Here is a 16025-nt window from a genome sequence, read left to right as displayed (position 1 = left end):
TGTAATGCAATTTCACACTTTCTAGCCCACTTCTAGTTCTTGTTTTAAGAACTTGGGGGTAAATCCTGCCTTGCTTTTGGCCACCTCTTCCGGTGTTCCTGCCGAAAGGAGGAGGCCGCCGTTACGTCCGCCTTCGGGACCCATGTCGATGATATGGTCGGCAAGTTTAATCACATCGAGGTTGTGTTCGATGATTAGCACCGTGTTGCCGCGGTCTACCAGTTTCTGTAACACGTCCATTAGGATGCGAATATCCTCGAAGTGCAGACCTGTTGTGGGTTCGTCGAGGATGTAGATGGTCTTTCCTGTGTCGCGTTTGCTTAGTTCGGTGGCCAACTTTACACGCTGACTCTCGCCGCCCGACAGTGTTGTGGAGGGTTGCCCAAGCTTGATATAGCCCAAGCCCACATCCTGAATGGTCTTTATTTTCTGCAAGATGTTGGGCACATTCTCGAAAAACTCCACTGCTTGGTTGATGGTCATGTCCAGCACATCGGCAATGCTCTTGCCCTTATATCTCACTTCCAGCGTTTCGCGGTTATAGCGTTTGCCGTGGCAAACCTCGCAAGGCACCATCACATCGGGCAGCACATTCATCTCAATGGTTTTGTATCCGTTGCCCGAACAGGCCTCGCAACGGCCGCCCTTGACGTTAAACGAGAAACGACCAGGCTTATAACCCCTTATCATTGCCTCGGGAAGATTTACGAAAAGGTTGCGAATGTCGTTGAAAACGCCTGTGTAGGTTGCGGGATTAGAACGTGGCGTGCGCCCAAGAGGCGACTGGTCTACGTCCACTACCTTGTCAACGTTGTCTATTCCCTCCACATCATCGTATGGCATGGGCCTTTTCAGCGAACGATAGAAGTGTTGCGAGAGTATGGGTTGCAGCGTTTCGTTAATGAGCGTCGACTTTCCAGAGCCGCTTACGCCCGTAACGACAATCAGTTTGCCCAAGGGTATCTCCACATCCACGTCTTTTAGGTTGTTACCTTTGGCTCCGCGTATCCAAATGCTTTTGCCATTGCCCGCTCGTCTGTGGGCGGGCACTTCTATTTTCATTTGTCCGTTAAGGTAATTGGCGGTGATGGTGTTGCCTTTCAGCATGTTTTGGGGCGTGCCTTGGTACACCACTTCGCCCCCTTTGCGGCCTGCCTTGGGTCCGATGTCTATGATGTAGTCGGCGGCCATCATCATATCCTTGTCGTGTTCCACAACGATGACGGTGTTTCCTAGGTCGCGCAGTTCTTTAAGCGAGGCAATCAGCCGCTCGTTATCGCGCTGATGCAGGCCAATGCTTGGCTCGTCGAGGATGTAAAGCACGTTAACCAACTGCGAGCCTATCTGCGTGGCGAGCCTGATGCGTTGGCTTTCGCCACCCGAAAGCGACACCGACTGGCGGTTAAGCGTTAGATAGTCGAGTCCCACTTCGAGCAGAAAGCTCACGCGCGTTCGTATTTCCTTCACAATTTCGGCCGCAATCTTGCGGCCTTTGGTGTCAAGATGCTCTTCAACGTTATCTAACCACGTCTTCAAGTCGCTGATATCCATGCTGGCTAGCTCGGCAATGTTCTTGTCCCACACGCGATAAGCCAGCGATTCGCGTTTAAGTTTCTGCCCTTTGCAGTCGGGACACTGACATGTAGCCAAGAATTGGTCGGCCCATTTCTGACTACTGGCCGAGTCGTCGTTGTCCATCACGCTTTTCAGATACTTTATCAGGCCATCGTAAGTGCTGAAAAAGTCGCTCGAAGTGTGTACAAGTTCTTTCGCAATCTTCACTCTTTCCATCGAACCATACAGTATTTCGTCGAGCGCATCGGCAGGAACATCCTTGATGGCAGTCTTTAATTCGCAGTCGTACTTTTTGAGAATGGCATCTATCTGCCAAAAAATCATTTGGTTTTTATACTTTCCCAGCGGTGCGATAGCGCCTTCGTAGATGCTTTTATTGGTGTCGGGGATAACCTTTTTGAGGTCTATCTCATTGACATAGCCCAGTCCCTTGCACTTTGGGCATGCGCCTTCGGGCGAGTTGAACGAGAAGTTGTTGGGTGCTGGTTCGGGGTAGGATATGCCCGTAACGGGGTCCATCAGTCGTTTAGAGTAGCTTTTCAGTTCGTTATTGTCCTTATCTAGAATCATAATAACGCCGTCGCCTTGCTTCATGGCCACCTCAATGGTCTTTTTCAGGCGTTGGTCGTCTTTTCCTTGAACCTTCAACTTGTCTATCACCACTTCTATATTGTGGTTTTTGTAGCGGTCTACCTTCATGCCGCGGGTAATCTCTGTTATTTCGCCGTCAACGCGCATGTAGAGATAACCCTTTCGCCGCATGCTCTCGAACAGTTCTCGGTAGTGCCCTTTTCGTTGGTGCACCAATGGCGCGAGAATGTAGATGCGCTTGTCGGCATAGCGTTCCAAAATCATTTGTATCACCTTTTCCTCGGTGTACTTCACCATTTTCTCGCCTGTGGCATAGCTATATGCAGTGCCGGCACGGGCATAAAGCAGTCGCAGATAGTCGTAAATCTCTGTTGTTGTGCCTACGGTAGAGCGTGGGTTTTTGTTGGTTGTTTTCTGTTCGATGCTGATAACGGGACTTAGACCGGTTATCTTGTCCACGTCGGGGCGCTCCATGTTGCCCAAGAAGTTGCGTGCGTAGGCAGAGAACGTCTCCATGTAACGACGTTGACCTTCGGCAAAGATGGTGTCGAAGGCCAACGACGACTTGCCCGAACCCGACAGTCCGGTGATGACCGTGAGGCTATTGCGCGGTATTTCCACATCTATGTTTTTGAGATTGTGCACCCGCGCGCCCCACACATTTATCTTTTCGTCTTGCATTTTGTTGTCCTGTTGTTATTATTGTTGGGCGGTGTGCTTTCTTGTTTGTCGCCCTTAGCTGGCCCATGTCTTAGGGACACATTATTCTATATAGCTTCTTAGCAGGTTAACATCTTTCTTGATGTTAAATACTTTGCCGTCGGCACCTTTGGCATTAACCTGTACAAAGTACACGCCCTCTTTCACGTCTTGTCCGTTAAACTTGCCATCCCAACCGCCAGCAGGGTCTTTCCATTCGTATATTTTCTGTCCCCAGCGGTTGAATATGTAGGCCTTGAACTCCACAAGCGACTGATAACCGGGCTTTGCCCGATATACATCGTTCACGCCATCGCCGTTGGGTGTAAAGGCATTGGGCATTTCGAGCTTGCTCTCGGCAATGCTAACGCGTATGGGGTCGGCCGTTTTCCAGTACTCTTGCGTATATTCCACGGTGTCGGTGCCTTGCACAAAGGTGGCGTAAAGCTCTACATAATGGGTTCCGGCCACGGTGAACGTCACCTCGGTGTCCTTTTCAAAACGCGAGAGATATGGTGTTTGGCGTTTGAGGTCGGTGTAAAACCGCCACTCGTAGTGCGCGTTCCAACCGTCGGCATTGGCAACGTTGGCCTGAAATCGTGCCCTAAGCGGTGCCGAACCTTGGTAATCGCTGCTTTGTTCTTCGCCGTTTGGGGTGAAGAATGTGGCCATGGGGCTGATGGTTGGTGTGTCGTCGGCAAAGGCAAAGGTTGCCATAGCCGCGAAAAGCAGTGTGAATGTAGTGCGTATGATGGTTTTCATCCTAATCGTTATTTATGTTTGGCGAGTTGTTTGCCTCCATTTCGTCGGCCACAATGTCTGTCAATATCCTTATGTCTATGGCCGAACGGTTGTATTTCTCGGCCATAGCGTCTAGCAAATGCAACATTTCGTCTATCCCAGAGCGGGTTTCGCTGGACTTTTCGCCTGTTTTTCTGAGGAAGTTCACAAACAGTTCGATGGCCTTTTGCGTGTTGTTGGCAAACCAATGGGCGGCTGCCAAGTAGAGCATGTCTTTCGCATCCACTTCATTGTTGTTGTAAACAATGCCGTTCAGCAGGTCGATGGCGGTTTCGGCTCTGCCATCTTGCAGTTGGGTTAGGACCAACTGACGTTTCACTTCCATGTTGTCGGGGTGCTCGTAGTTAAGCTTGAACAACAGTTCGGTGGCTTTCTCTGCCTTTCCTGCGTGGGCATAGCCCTTGGCCAGAAACAATTCTTGTTCGGTCGAGAGGTTTCTTTCGCCCTGTAAGCGTTCCAAAACCTTCTCTGCATGGGCGAAATCGTTGCTTTGAATACATGTTTCCACATAGCCATGAGCCACTTTCTCGTCTTCGGGCAAGCGGTTCATCAGCTCGGCGAAGTGCTTTTTAGCCTCGCCATAGTTACCTGTTTGCATGGCTGCCACGGCGCGGAAGTAGAGCCACTCGTTGCTGGTTAGGGTGGTGTCTAACTCGTATATCGAGGTAAATAGTTGCAGCAGCTGCCAAAGTCCTCTTTTATAAAGGAACTTACCAAAGGTAACGAACTGCGACGACAGTCCCACTTGTGCCAGCAGTTGGTTGCCGAAAAACAGTCCGCGCATCACAATTCCTCCGCCTCGGAAAGGGTTGACGAACTCTTCTTTCATGTTGTTGAGGAAGAAAAAGCGGTACAAGTCTTGCAAGTACATGCGCCTGATGTAGGCTGGGTTGCTTTTGTCGACGTCCATATCGCCTTGTATCTCGATGCCATTGGCATTGATGGCGTTTTTCAGTTCGGCAGGAATTTGGTTGGCAATCATGGCCATAGCCAATTCCAACGAATACTTATCCGAGTTGCAGAACGAGCTGTGCGCAAAGATGTTTTGTTCTAAACGGGTTTCGTCTAGCCCTTCAAGGGGCTTCAGTTCGGGGTGTTCGGGGTAGTATGGCACGAACCAATTGCTGGCCCGATTGAAGAATGGGAAACGTTTCATTTGCGAAAAGCCCCCGAAATATACGTCCACGCCCTTTTGTTGCATGTCCATCATGCGCATATAGCTTTTCTCCAGGTCCTCCATCGCCCGTTCCTCGGCATCGGGGTTGAGGATGTCTTGCAGCTTTTGTTCTTCTGTTTCAGTGCCCAAGACGATGTTTTGGCCGCGCATCATTGTGGGGAGAATGTCGCGATGTATTTCTTGCATGGCCTTTTCGGCGTTGATGCAATACACTATTTGGTATTGTAGTTCAAGCAATTCGCGCTGAACGGCTTGCGAACTGACGGTTTTGTGCAGCTGTTCGGCCAGGTTGGGATAAAGCGTTATCTCTATTTTTGGCAGCGTAAGCGCCCATCCCACCAAGGCGCGTTGTTTTACTTGTGGGTCTGTTGCGTACTGATAGAGGTAGAGTAGGGTGGCGAACTTACGCGCATCGAAAGCTAAGAGCAAGGCTAAGAGCAAGGCACCGACGAGTAACTGTGCATCCATGCTGTCGATAGTGGGCGACAGCAGCAGTTCTTGGTAGAACTTCTGTGTCTCTTCATTCCAATGCGTGTCGGTCATGAGGTGATAGAACAGGGCCGTCGTCAGTTCATGGTGCTCTGCGTATATCGCCTTTTTCTTTTCGCTGTTAGTTGCCGACGGGTCGAGCGAAAGCAGTGCAGTGTCTTGCACGAAACTTTCCAGTCGTTGCCTAATATCGTCTAGCGGCATGGTGGCCACGTTGAACGGTGAGTAATAGTTAAAGCCCGACGTGTTTTGCTTTCTGCGCGTTATCATCACATCGCAGTGTAGGTGATACAGCCTTTTAAGCAGGCTGTTGTACACTTCCTCGCGCTTGGGGTCGTCGAAACCTCGCTTAATGAAGTCTTTCATCAAGCGATAGTCCTCCTCGATGCTTTCCAAACGTTCGTAATACTTCCTTAGTCCGAAACTGTTTATGTCGTTACGCATTCTGTTGAGTGCCTCCCCTAGATCTTTCGACAAGAGGATAAGTCCGGGGATGCTTTCTCTCTCAGGCTTGATACTCCACCTGATGTTGTTAATGTCGTCTTTATTCATTGCGTTGGAAAGTCTTTAATGGCGTTTCTGTCTTTCTCTCTTACGGGCGACATCTTGGCAAAGGCTGTTTTAGGCAGTGCCTTTACGGCAGCGTCGTTCAGTTGGAAGTGGGCTTTTAGCAAGTCGGCATAATGCTGTATGCCCCTGATGTTAAGCGAATCGCACGCCCTGTCGTATGCCTTAACAAAAGCAGGCAGTGCTTGGCACACCTTCTTTTGGTCTTTGGCGGCCATGCTAAACACGGCCACGCCTAGCCTAATGTCCTTGGCTTTGGTGTCGGCCAGCACGTTGTTTTTGCCCATTCGAGCCACAGTGGCTTGCGGTTCGGGCATGAAAGCGGCATCTATTTCGTAGCCAACGAGCATCTTCAAGCGGATAAACACATTGTTGACCTGTATGCGGAAAACCTCGTTTTTGGGCTTACTGCGGTCGATGAGGTCGGCAGTAAGAAAGTCGGTTGCCGAGAAACGGGTCATGCCCACCATCTTATCTCCTAATTGTCGCACGTCCTTTAAGCGCGCATTGCGGTTACTTATTAGTTGCCAATGCAGGTTTGTTGCGCCCACTTCGTGCAAGTTGACCCCTTTTTGGCGCAGGCGTTGGGCACGAACCAAATCGGTAAACACACCTTGAACCCTGCCTCTAAGTATGGCTGTGTCGCAATCCATCTGTGCCGTGTACTTCATTAATCGCACGTTGATGTGCTCTTCGCCGAACATTCCCGTTGCATCTGCCACGTAAAGCGGCAGGCAATCGAGTGTGGGCATCACCGCAATTCGCAGTGTCGAGTCGTTTGTCGTTTGTCGTTCGCTTTGATTTTGTGGCGCATTGCCCTTGCCGTTGCAGGCAAAGAGCAGCGTGGTTAGCGTGGCCAAGGCGAGCGTGCGAATGTGAAATAGGGTCATTGTAATTGGTGTTTGCTGTTAAATACCTTGTTTGCCGTGTTCAAGGCGGCCTCTTCGTGAGGTTTTATCCTTGCAAATTTAGCAATAATTTTGTTGCGAAAAAAAAGATTTAGTAATTTTGTAGACCATGGCAAAAGATAAAACAGCATACGTTTGCGACAATTGTGGACACGAGTCGGTGAAATGGATTGGCAAATGTCCGAGTTGTGGACAGTGGAACACCTTTAAGGAAATACGCGTAGCTCCTTCGGTGTCGGGAGGCGGTAAACGGCTAGCAGCGGGTGGAGTTGGCAACACTTCGTCCACGCGTAACACGCCCATGCCCATCTCGAAGGTGCAAGCCAAAGACGAACCGCGTATCGACCTGCACGACGATGAGCTTAACCGCGTACTTGGTGGCGGACTAGTGCGTGGCTCTATCGTTTTGCTTGGTGGCGAGCCAGGCATTGGAAAGAGTACCCTAGTGTTGCAAACCATTTTGCGAATGCCCGAAAAGCGAATACTCTACGTTAGCGGCGAAGAGAGCACGCATCAGCTGAAAATGCGTGCCGATCGCATAGAAGAGAACGTGGCAGACAACGTTATCGTGCTGAGCGAAAACGCTTTGGAGAAGATTTTGATGCAGGTAGACGATGTAAAGCCCGACTTGCTTATCGTGGATTCCATCCAAACCATCGAGAGCGAAACCATCGACAGCTCGCCAGGAAGTATCGTTCAGGTGCGCGAATGTGCCTCGGCGTTGCTTAGGTATGCCAAAACGTCGTCTGTTCCTGTGCTGCTCATTGGCCATATCAATAAAGAGGGGGTGCTGGCTGGCCCCAAAATATTAGAACATATCGTAGATACGGTGCTGCAATTTGAGGGCGACCAGCATTATATGTACCGCATATTGCGCTCTATCAAGAACCGTTTTGGCTCCACTTCCGAACTAGGCATCTACGAAATGCAGCAAAATGGACTCCGCCCAGTGTCTAATCCCAGCGAACTGCTGCTCACTCGCGACCACGAAGGCCTTTCGGGCATCGCCATTAGCTGCGCCATCGAGGGTGTACGGCCGTTTTTGGTGGAAACGCAAGCCCTGGTTTCGACTGCCGCCTACGGCACACCGCAGCGTAGTACCACGGGTTTCGACCAACGCCGACTAAATATGCTCTTGGCCGTACTTGAAAAACGTGTGGGCTTTAAGCTTATACAGAAAGACGTTTTTGTGAACATCGCCGGCGGTTTGCGCGTAACCGACTTGGCTATGGACCTTAGTATCATTGCCGCCGTGCTGTCTAGCAATGTAGATACGCCCATAGATAAGGAATGGTGTATGGCAGGTGAGGTGGGACTTAGCGGCGAAGTGCGCCCTGTGAACCGCATAGAACAACGCATTGCCGAGGCCGAAAAGCTTGGATTTACCGATATGGTGATACCCAAAAACAACCTTTCGGGCATCGACCCGTCGCGTTATAAAATCAAACTACACCCCGTTCGTAAGGTAGAAGAGGCATTGCGCATCTTGTTTGGATAAAGTTGTAACGACGTTATTTTGATTATTGATGGTCTTTTCAACCTGTTATGTCGAACATAAGAAAGCTTTGGTATGACATGTTGGTTTGGAATAAAAGCCTATGTTGGCCTGAATAAAACGTTGAGATAGTGGTTGGAATTGTGCCAACTGCATTGTGTTTGTTTACGCATTGTTTCCCTTTGTAGAGCATACGATATAAATAATACAGCTTGTGGGGTCAAGGATTGTAAAGTTTTCAGCGCGTTTTTTAACATTATGAGTGCCCTTTCTGTTCACCAATCGCCCACCTGCCGCAAAAAATCGATTCTCGCGAAGGTTTGTTTTGATGCTGAATAGGGTTAGCATGGGAATACCGCAAAATGAATTTTTATTTAAAAAGACCGCCATTAGTACCTGTTTGGGGGCTATTTGCTGCAAAATATAGTGCGTTTTGCCGCTAAATAGAGTGCGTTTTGGTGCTAAACGCAGTGCGTTTTGGTGCAAAATGGAGTGCGTTTTGGTGCTAAACGCAAGGCAAAATGCTGCAAAATGCGGTGCGATTTGCCCCTAAATACGCAACGAAAAGCATAAACATCCATAGCAATTGTATAAATAAAACCTTTACTAACCATGAAACACATGGCTAGAAAGGGCAAAACGGCCATTAAAAAGTGGGGTTTTAGGGGCTAAAAGCATGTATTTGGGCGTAAAAAATAATGAGTTGGCAAGCAATCTAGAAAGGCAAAATGGTGCAAAATGCAGGTTCTAGGCTTAAAAACAGACAAGCTCCAAGGTATGAAAGGGTAGAAATAGTGGATTTTTGCCTACTTTTTAACCAATATTTTCGCTAGAATGGGGCGGAAATTAGAGTAGAAATGTAAAATAAAAGATAACGATTTAAGTTTTTGAGTTGGTGAGTTGATGGGTTCGTTAGTTATTGAGTTGGTGAGTTCGTTAGTTCTTGAGTTGATAAGTTTATGAGATTTTGAGTTTATAAGTTGATGAGTCGATGTATTCGGGAGTTGTTGGGTTTTCGTGAGTTTATAGGTTTTGTTTTATTCTTTTGAGTGGTTTTTGTGTGAATACATCAACGAGTTGTTTTAAGAACAAGCCTTTATCCCGAACATGTGTAACAATACAATTGCTTGCGCCTATATCGTTTTAAGTAATTCAATCACCTTGTGAATCTCCGAATATGCCTTTAAATCTTCAGGCGACTCTTGGCATAGTTGGCATAGTTTCTCAGAGTTTTGCACGGCTCTTTCTAAGTCGCCATGCTCAGTTAGATACTTATACAAGTTTGTTTTGATGAAGTAGCGTTTCGTCTTCACGTATCCTGGCATGTGTTTTTGCAGTTCGGGCAGCAGTTGCTCGTAGCTTTCGTATTGTCTACACACCACATTGGGCAAGAAATGCAGTAAGAACCAAAACTCCGTACAAGGATTTGTTTCTATGAACATCACTCTTCCCGCATATATTAAGTATAGCCATGTGTTTTGTTTGTTTGCTTATTCCGTAATATTATTACGTATTTTTAATTTAAAAGCAAGCATTTGTCGATTGTGCTAAGGGTTTTGGTTAAGCCTTTACACCTGTACACATAGCAAGATTTCTTCCTTATTTCTTGCATGTTTAAGTTATTTTTGCGATATTCGCATCTTAGTTGCATGCGATGCCGTTGCTTAGCTTTAAGTTTTGTTCTGCAAGTGTTATGCAGTACGTAGGCATGTATGCGCAGTTTTGAACAGTTTGGTTTGGTGGCTAAATCCACCAATCAAGTTTAATGATATAATAAGCAAATGAAAGATTCGGTAATTGTAGTGAGTGGCGGAATGGACAGCGTTACGCTGCTTTACGAAAAGAAAGACGAGATTGCATTGGGCATTTCTTTCGACTATGGCAGCAACCATAACCACAACGAACTGCCTTTGGCGGCCTTGCATTGCCAACGTTTGGGCATTGCGCATGTGGTTATACCGCTTGGCTTTATGCACCAATACTTTAAGAGTAGCTTGTTGGAGAGTGGCGAAAGCATACCCGACGGCAGTTACGACGAGGAGAATATGAAGTCGACCGTTGTGCCTTTTCGCAACGGCGTGATGCTTGCAGTGGCGGCAGGTATAGCCGAAAGCAATGGGTTGACAAAGGTGCTTATTGCCAATCACGGCGGCGACCACACCATTTATCCCGATTGTCGCCCCGAATTTATCGCCGCTATGGACGCTGCTGTTGAGGCAGGCACATTCGCTCGTGTACGCGTTGTGGCGCCATATACCAACATCAGCAAGGCCGACATAGCGCGCCGTGGCCGCGCATTGGGTATAGATTATGCCGAAACGTGGTCGTGTTATAAGGGTGGCGACGTGCATTGTGGCACGTGCGGCACTTGTGTTGAGCGTAAGGAGGCTTTGCGCGAGGCCGGAATAGAAGACAACACCACATACCAATCGTAATGCCGATGTTTGCGAAAGCGTAGCTCGGCGCGTGATTTTCGCGAGTTGATGATAACCAACACAGCACATATATATAATGAGTAAACCGGCAAAATGGCAACAACTGCTAAGTCTTATCACCTGTTTTTTGCTTGTGCTTGGCGTGAGTATTCGCAGGGATGGTAAGATACAAGGACACGACCTGTTGCAGAAGGGAAAGGCAATTGCAGCCGGCGAAGACACGATAAGGACGTTGGACGACGGCACGGTGGTTGTTAATACCACTGCCCTAGGCAATGATGTAGTGGGTTATAGCGGAACGGTGCCTTTGGAAATATCGTTGAAAGACGACCATGTGGTTGGTGTAAAGGCTCTGGACAATGCCGAAACGCCTGAGTTCTTTGAAGAGGCTTCGCAGCTGCTCACCAAGTGGAACGGTAAATCTATTGATGAGGCACAACGCATGCAGGTGGATGCAGTGTCGGGTGCAACGTTCACTTCTAAAGCCATTGTAGAGAACATGCGTAGGGGATTGCTGTATGCGGCCAAGGCTAAGGCCGACGCCAACATTTGGTCTAAGTTAGACCTTTCTGCCAAATCGCTTGTTGCATTGGCCGTTGCATTGATGGCAGCCATACTTCCGCTCTTCATTAAGAATAGGCTTTACCGACTTGTGCAGCATGTGTTGAATGTGGCGATACTAGGCTTTTGGTGCGGTACGTTCCTCAATTACACCTCAATGGTGGGCTACATGTCTAACGGCATGAACGTTCTTGCCCTGCTCGTTCCTGTTGTTATGCTTGTCACGGCTTTTGTTTATCCGCTTTTTGGTAAGAAATCGTACTATTGCACACATGTTTGTCCCTATGGTTCGTTGCAAGAACTAGCGGGCAAGTGCGTGCGTTACAAGATAAAGATGAAACCCAAGACTATGAAACGCCTAGACCTGTTTAGGCAAATACTTTGGGCGGTGCTGATGTTTTGTTTGTGGACGGGCGTGTGGTTCGATTGGATAGACTATGAACCTTTCTCTGCATTCATCTTCGGGTCGGCCTCGTGGGTGGTAATTGGCATAGCCTTAGTTTTCGTTTTGCTTTCAACGGTGGTCGTTCGTCCCTATTGCCGTTTCGTATGCCCAACGGGTTCGCTCTTTAAGTATAGCCAATATTCAACTCCGTCTGGTAAGAAATAAAAGTCATGAAGATTTCAACAATACTCAATTTTGCGCTGGCCTTGGCTTTGGTGTTTCTTTGCGCCAAGCTAGTCATGAGTGGTGCTCTCGGTTCGCAAGCCGCTGCTGGCGATGATGTGGTGTACAACAACATCCTTTCGCGCACATCTGTTCGTGCCTATCAAGACAAAGCCGTTGAGAAAGATAAGGTGGAAAAGTTGCTCCGCGCTGGTATGGCGGCGCCTACGGCTGTGAATAAGCAGCCGTGGCACTTCGTGGTGGTTGCCGATAAGAAGTTGTTGGCGGCTCTTGCCGAGACCAACGCCCAGGCTGATTTTGCCAAAGATGCACCCCTTGCCATCGTGGTTTGTGGCGACATGACCAAGGCTATTGAGGGGGCAGGGCGCGATTTTTGGGTTCAAGACTGCGCTGCTGCCACCGAAAACATCTTGCTTGCTGCCCATGCTATGGGGCTTGGGGCAGTGTGGACAGGTGCTTATCCCATTGAAGAACGTAGTTCTGAAATGGGCAAAGTGCTGAAATTGCCCGAAACGATGGTGCCACTAAGCGTTGTTGTTATTGGTTATCCCAAGGGTGAAACGAAGGCCAAGGACAAGTGGGATCCCGAAAAAGTGTCGTATAACGTGTATGGCGGACAAGAGATGTAGCGGAGCAAGGCGCAAACGAACGGCATAAAAGAAGATGGACATTGCGTGAGCCACAGCGTAGTTCCCTGTGTTCAGCGTGCATTGTCCGCACATGGGGCGGTGTTGTTTTGCTTGTCTGCTTGGCGAATGCGTTTGACAAGTGTGCATTGCAAATTACGTTTTTGTGGTGCAAATAAAGCTGTATCTTGTAAGCTAAAAGGCGATTTTCCTATCAAAAAAAGCTGTATATCAAGATAAATCACTAACTTTGTGCTTGTCAATTCAGGCATAAAACAAAATATTCATAACATTAATAAAGATGAAAATCGAACAATTCAACTTTGCCGGTAAAAAGGCAATTGTACGTGTGGACTTTAACGTGCCATTGGACGAGAACGGAAACATCACCGACGACACCCGTATTCGCGGCGCTCTTCCCACTTTGAAGAAGATATTGGCCGACGGTGGTGCCGTTATTATGATGAGTCACATGGGCAAACCCAAAGGCAAGGTGAACCCCAAATTGTCGCTCTCGCAAATCGTCAACAAGGTTTCAGAACGCTTGGGTGTACCCGTAAAGTTCGCCGACGATTGCGCCAACGCTACCGATGCAGCCGCTAACCTCAAGATGGGCGAGGCTCTGCTGCTAGAAAACCTACGCTTCTACCCCGAAGAAGAGGGCAAACCCGTGGGCATTGATAAGGCCGACCCCGCTTACGATGAGGCAAAGAAAGAGATGAAGGCTAAGCAAAAAGACTTTGCCAAGAAGTTGGCCTCGTATGCCGATGTATATGTTAACGATGCTTTCGGTACGGCTCACCGCCGTCATGCCTCGACAGCTGTCATCGCCGATTACTTCGATGCCGACTCGAAGATGTTGGGTTACTTGATGGAAAAAGAGGTAACAGCCATCGACAACGTGTTGAAGAATGCGCAACACCCCTTCACCGCCATCATCGGTGGTTCGAAAGTAAGCTCTAAGTTGGGCGTTATTAAAAACTTGCTTGACAAGGTAGACAACCTTATCATTGGCGGAGGCATGGGCTATACCTTTGTAAAAGCACAGGGCGGGAAGATTGGCGACTCGCTGCACGAGGACGATTTGATGCCCGAAGCACTGAACGTTATCGCTGCTGCAAAGGAAAAGGGCGTTAACCTAAGCTTGTCTGTGGCTACCGTTGCTGCCGATAAGTTTGACAATAACGCCAACCGTAAGGTGGTGCCCATCGACCAAATACCCGACGGATGGGAAGGTATGGACGCCTCGGAAGAGTCGTTGGCCATCTGGAAGAAAATCATTCTCGAATCTAAGACCATCCTTTGGAACGGTCCCGTAGGTGTATTCGAGTTTGAAAACTTTGCTCACGGTACGGGCGAAATTGCCAAGTACGTTGCCCAAGCAACACAAGAAAACGGCGCATACTCGCTTGTAGGCGGTGGCGACTCGGTTGCTGCGGTTAACAAATTTGGTCTTGCCGACAAGGTTTCTTACGTTTCTACGGGTGGTGGTGCCATGCTCGAGGCCATCGAAGGTAAGGTTCTGCCCGGCGTTGCTGCCCTGCAAGGCGAATAAACCTACCGTTAAGGCGCGTTTGTAAGCACGCTCTGTGGCATTATGTAGCCAAGAAATGTTTGCATAACACGCCTTAAACGATAGAAATAAATATGTATCGGCGAGCCAAAACCCATGTGTTAGGCTTGCCGATTTTTTCTTTCTCCTAAACCCCTTACACCTTTTATCGCACGCTTATGCGCCCATTACGATTTCCCTTTTTTATGCTCTGCCTGTGGTTTTCGCTTGCAGGCTGGGCTCAGCGCAACCGCATATTAAACCCCGACATCGCCTCGTTGCAGGTGGTGGCAGGCAATAATTGGCTATCAATGCCTGTTATCGCTCTGGGAGAAGGCGTGCCGGTGAACATCGCTTTCGACGACCTGACGCACGAATATCGACGTTATGCCTATAAAGTGGAGCATTGCAACGCCGATTGGAGCACGTCTGGCGACCTCTTTGTGAGTGATTATATAGACGGATTTAATACAGACAACGTGATAGAAGATGTGGAACAGTCTATAAACACAAACGTGCTGTATACACATTATCGTCTGCAGATTCCCAACGGGCGGTGTAAACTGACGATGAGCGGCAACTACCGCGTTACCATCTACGATGCCAACGACGACGATAAGGCCGTGGCCGAATGCTGTTTTATGGTGGTTGAACCGCGCATGGGCATTAAACTCAGTGTGGATGCCAATACGGATAAGGGCATTAACAGCCGTTGGCAGCAGGTGGCAATGGAGGTGAAGTATGGCGGAGGCCTCTCTGTAACCGATGTTCAGCGGCAAATCTACACCGTGGTGATGCAAAATGGACGATGGGATAACGCTGTGGTGAACGCCAAACCCCAGTTTGTGATGGGCGACGGACTGCGTTGGTCGCACAACGCACAGCTTGTTTTCGAGGCTGGTAACGAGTATCGCAAGTTCGAAATGCTGGATGTGCGACATGCCAACATGGGCGTAGAGAAGATAGATTGGGATGGTAAGGAATACCATGCTTATCTTTGGCCCGACGAACCACGCGGTAGCTACGTGTTTGATGAAGATGCCAACGGTGCGTTTTACATTCGCAACGGCGACAATAGGGAAAACAGCAGCACTTCCGAATACGTTCATGTGCACTTCACTTTGCGCTCGCCGCGTTTGGAGGGCGGTGTATTTGTGAATGGCGTGTGGACAAACGACCAGCTTGCCGCGCCTTATCAGATGCAGTACGATGAGGGCGCGCAGTGTTATCGCTTGTCGCTCTTGCTCAAACAGGGTTATTATTCGTACCAATACGTGTGGCAACAGTCCAACGGACAGATAGCGACAGTTCCCTCGGAGGGCTCGTTTTACCAGACTGAGAACCGCTACCAAGCCCTTGTTTATTATCGAAAGCTGGGTGAAAGGGCTGATAGGCTGGTGGGTTTTGCAGAGATAAGGCGGTAGTTAGAGGAGTAAAGGAGTTAAGTAGTAAAGTAGTAAAGTAGTAAAGGGGTTAAGTAGTAAAGGAGTTATGGAGTTAAGGAGTAAAGGGGTTAAGTAGTAAAGTAGTAAAGTAGTAAAGTAGTAAAGGGGTTAAGTAGTAAAGGAGTTAAGGAGTTAAGCCAAATGCTTGGTTGCTCAGCAGTATATAGCCTTGTTCATTCGGCAACTCATCAGCTTGTTCATCATCAACTCGTCAGCTTGTTATCATTGATAAGGCTTAGTTTGGGGATTAATTTCTTATGAGTGAGTTGACACATATCAGGCGCAAGCATCAGTACAAAGCCACTTGTACTGGCACTACAAGCGGCTTGTACTGGTACTACAAAGTGCTTGTACTGGCACTACAAGGTGCTTGTAGTCCCACTACAAACAGCATTGTACTGTCAAAATGCTGTTGTGCTGATACGTTGATGGCAAAGTGGGGGATGCGAACAAGTTTCTAAAATCAATTCCTTTTA

The 16025-nt window shown here is 48.4% G+C and carries 11 protein-coding genes and 1 pseudogene; 6 read left to right on the top strand and 6 right to left on the bottom strand.

What is annotated here, in order from left to right:
• Positions 1 to 21: 21 nt before the first annotated feature.
• The 4 genes from uvrA to HMPREF0670_RS05220 all read right to left on the bottom strand — a co-directional run bounded on the left by uvrA (position 22) and on the right by HMPREF0670_RS05220 (position 6789).
• Positions 22 to 2847: an excinuclease ABC subunit UvrA gene (uvrA, locus tag HMPREF0670_RS05235; protein ID WP_009230122.1), complete on the bottom strand. Its 2826-nt coding sequence runs from the start codon at positions 2845 to 2847 to the stop codon at positions 22 to 24.
• A gap of 81 nt (positions 2848 to 2928) precedes the next feature.
• Positions 2929 to 3627 (bottom strand): gliding motility-associated C-terminal domain-containing protein, encoded by a 699-nt coding sequence (locus tag HMPREF0670_RS05230; RefSeq protein ID WP_009230121.1) that lies wholly within the window; start codon positions 3625 to 3627, stop codon positions 2929 to 2931.
• A 1-nt stretch (position 3628) separates the two neighbouring features.
• Positions 3629 to 5884, bottom strand: coding sequence for a tetratricopeptide repeat protein (locus tag HMPREF0670_RS05225; RefSeq protein ID WP_009230120.1), 2256 nt, complete (start codon positions 5882 to 5884; stop codon positions 3629 to 3631).
• Positions 5881 to 6789, bottom strand: a complete 909-nt coding sequence (locus tag HMPREF0670_RS05220; protein ID WP_009230119.1) for an ABC transporter substrate-binding protein — start codon at positions 6787 to 6789, stop codon at positions 5881 to 5883. Before HMPREF0670_RS05220 ends, HMPREF0670_RS05225 begins: the two co-directional genes overlap by 4 nt.
• A 127-nt stretch (positions 6790 to 6916) precedes the next feature.
• Here HMPREF0670_RS05220 and radA point away from each other — a divergent pair, with 127 nt between their 5' ends.
• Positions 6917 to 8305 carry a DNA repair protein RadA gene (gene radA, locus HMPREF0670_RS05215; protein WP_009230118.1) on the top strand — a complete coding sequence of 463 codons (1389 nt, stop codon included), beginning with the start codon at positions 6917 to 6919 and terminating at the stop codon, positions 8303 to 8305.
• Between the two features lie 1130 nt (positions 8306 to 9435).
• On the opposite strand, the pseudogene HMPREF0670_RS05200 reads toward radA, so the two are convergent.
• Positions 9436 to 9759 (bottom strand): annotated as a pseudogene (locus tag HMPREF0670_RS05200) (RloB domain-containing protein); the annotation flags it as partial.
• A 324-nt stretch (positions 9760 to 10083) separates the two neighbouring features.
• On the opposite strand from HMPREF0670_RS05200, the gene queC reads away from it, so the two are divergent.
• From queC to HMPREF0670_RS05185, 3 genes are all read left to right on the top strand, one after another.
• Positions 10084 to 10737: a 7-cyano-7-deazaguanine synthase QueC gene (gene queC, locus HMPREF0670_RS05195; protein WP_009230116.1), complete on the top strand. Its 654-nt coding sequence runs from the start codon at positions 10084 to 10086 to the stop codon at positions 10735 to 10737.
• A 76-nt stretch (positions 10738 to 10813) separates the two neighbouring features.
• Entirely contained in the window at positions 10814 to 11908 is a 1095-nt protein-coding gene (locus tag HMPREF0670_RS05190; RefSeq protein ID WP_009230115.1) for an FMN-binding protein, read from the top strand.
• A 5-nt stretch (positions 11909 to 11913) separates the two neighbouring features.
• Positions 11914 to 12555, top strand: coding sequence for a nitroreductase family protein (locus HMPREF0670_RS05185; RefSeq protein ID WP_009230114.1), 642 nt, complete (start codon positions 11914 to 11916; stop codon positions 12553 to 12555).
• A 71-nt stretch (positions 12556 to 12626) separates the two neighbouring features.
• On the opposite strand, the gene HMPREF0670_RS16235 is transcribed toward HMPREF0670_RS05185, so the two are convergent.
• A complete protein-coding gene (locus HMPREF0670_RS16235; protein ID WP_157579545.1) occupies positions 12627 to 12824 on the bottom strand; it encodes a hypothetical protein in 198 nt (65 codons plus the stop codon).
• A 29-nt stretch (positions 12825 to 12853) separates the two neighbouring features.
• On the opposite strand from HMPREF0670_RS16235, the gene HMPREF0670_RS05180 reads away from it, so the two are divergent.
• Both HMPREF0670_RS05180 and HMPREF0670_RS05175 read left to right on the top strand, forming a co-directional pair.
• Positions 12854 to 14107: a phosphoglycerate kinase gene (locus HMPREF0670_RS05180; protein WP_009230113.1), complete on the top strand. Its 1254-nt coding sequence runs from the start codon at positions 12854 to 12856 to the stop codon at positions 14105 to 14107.
• 176 nt (positions 14108 to 14283) lie between these two features.
• Positions 14284 to 15528, top strand: a complete 1245-nt coding sequence (locus HMPREF0670_RS05175) for a DUF5103 domain-containing protein (RefSeq protein ID WP_009230112.1) — start codon at positions 14284 to 14286, stop codon at positions 15526 to 15528.
• The last annotated feature ends 497 nt before the right edge of the window (positions 15529 to 16025 follow it).

The sequence above is a fragment of the Prevotella sp. oral taxon 317 str. F0108 genome, from assembly GCF_000162415.1.
Lineage (GTDB): Bacteria > Bacteroidota > Bacteroidia > Bacteroidales > Bacteroidaceae > Prevotella > Prevotella conceptionensis.
Note: the sequence above shows the minus strand (reverse complement) of the source record. Positions and strands in the feature narration are given on the sequence as shown.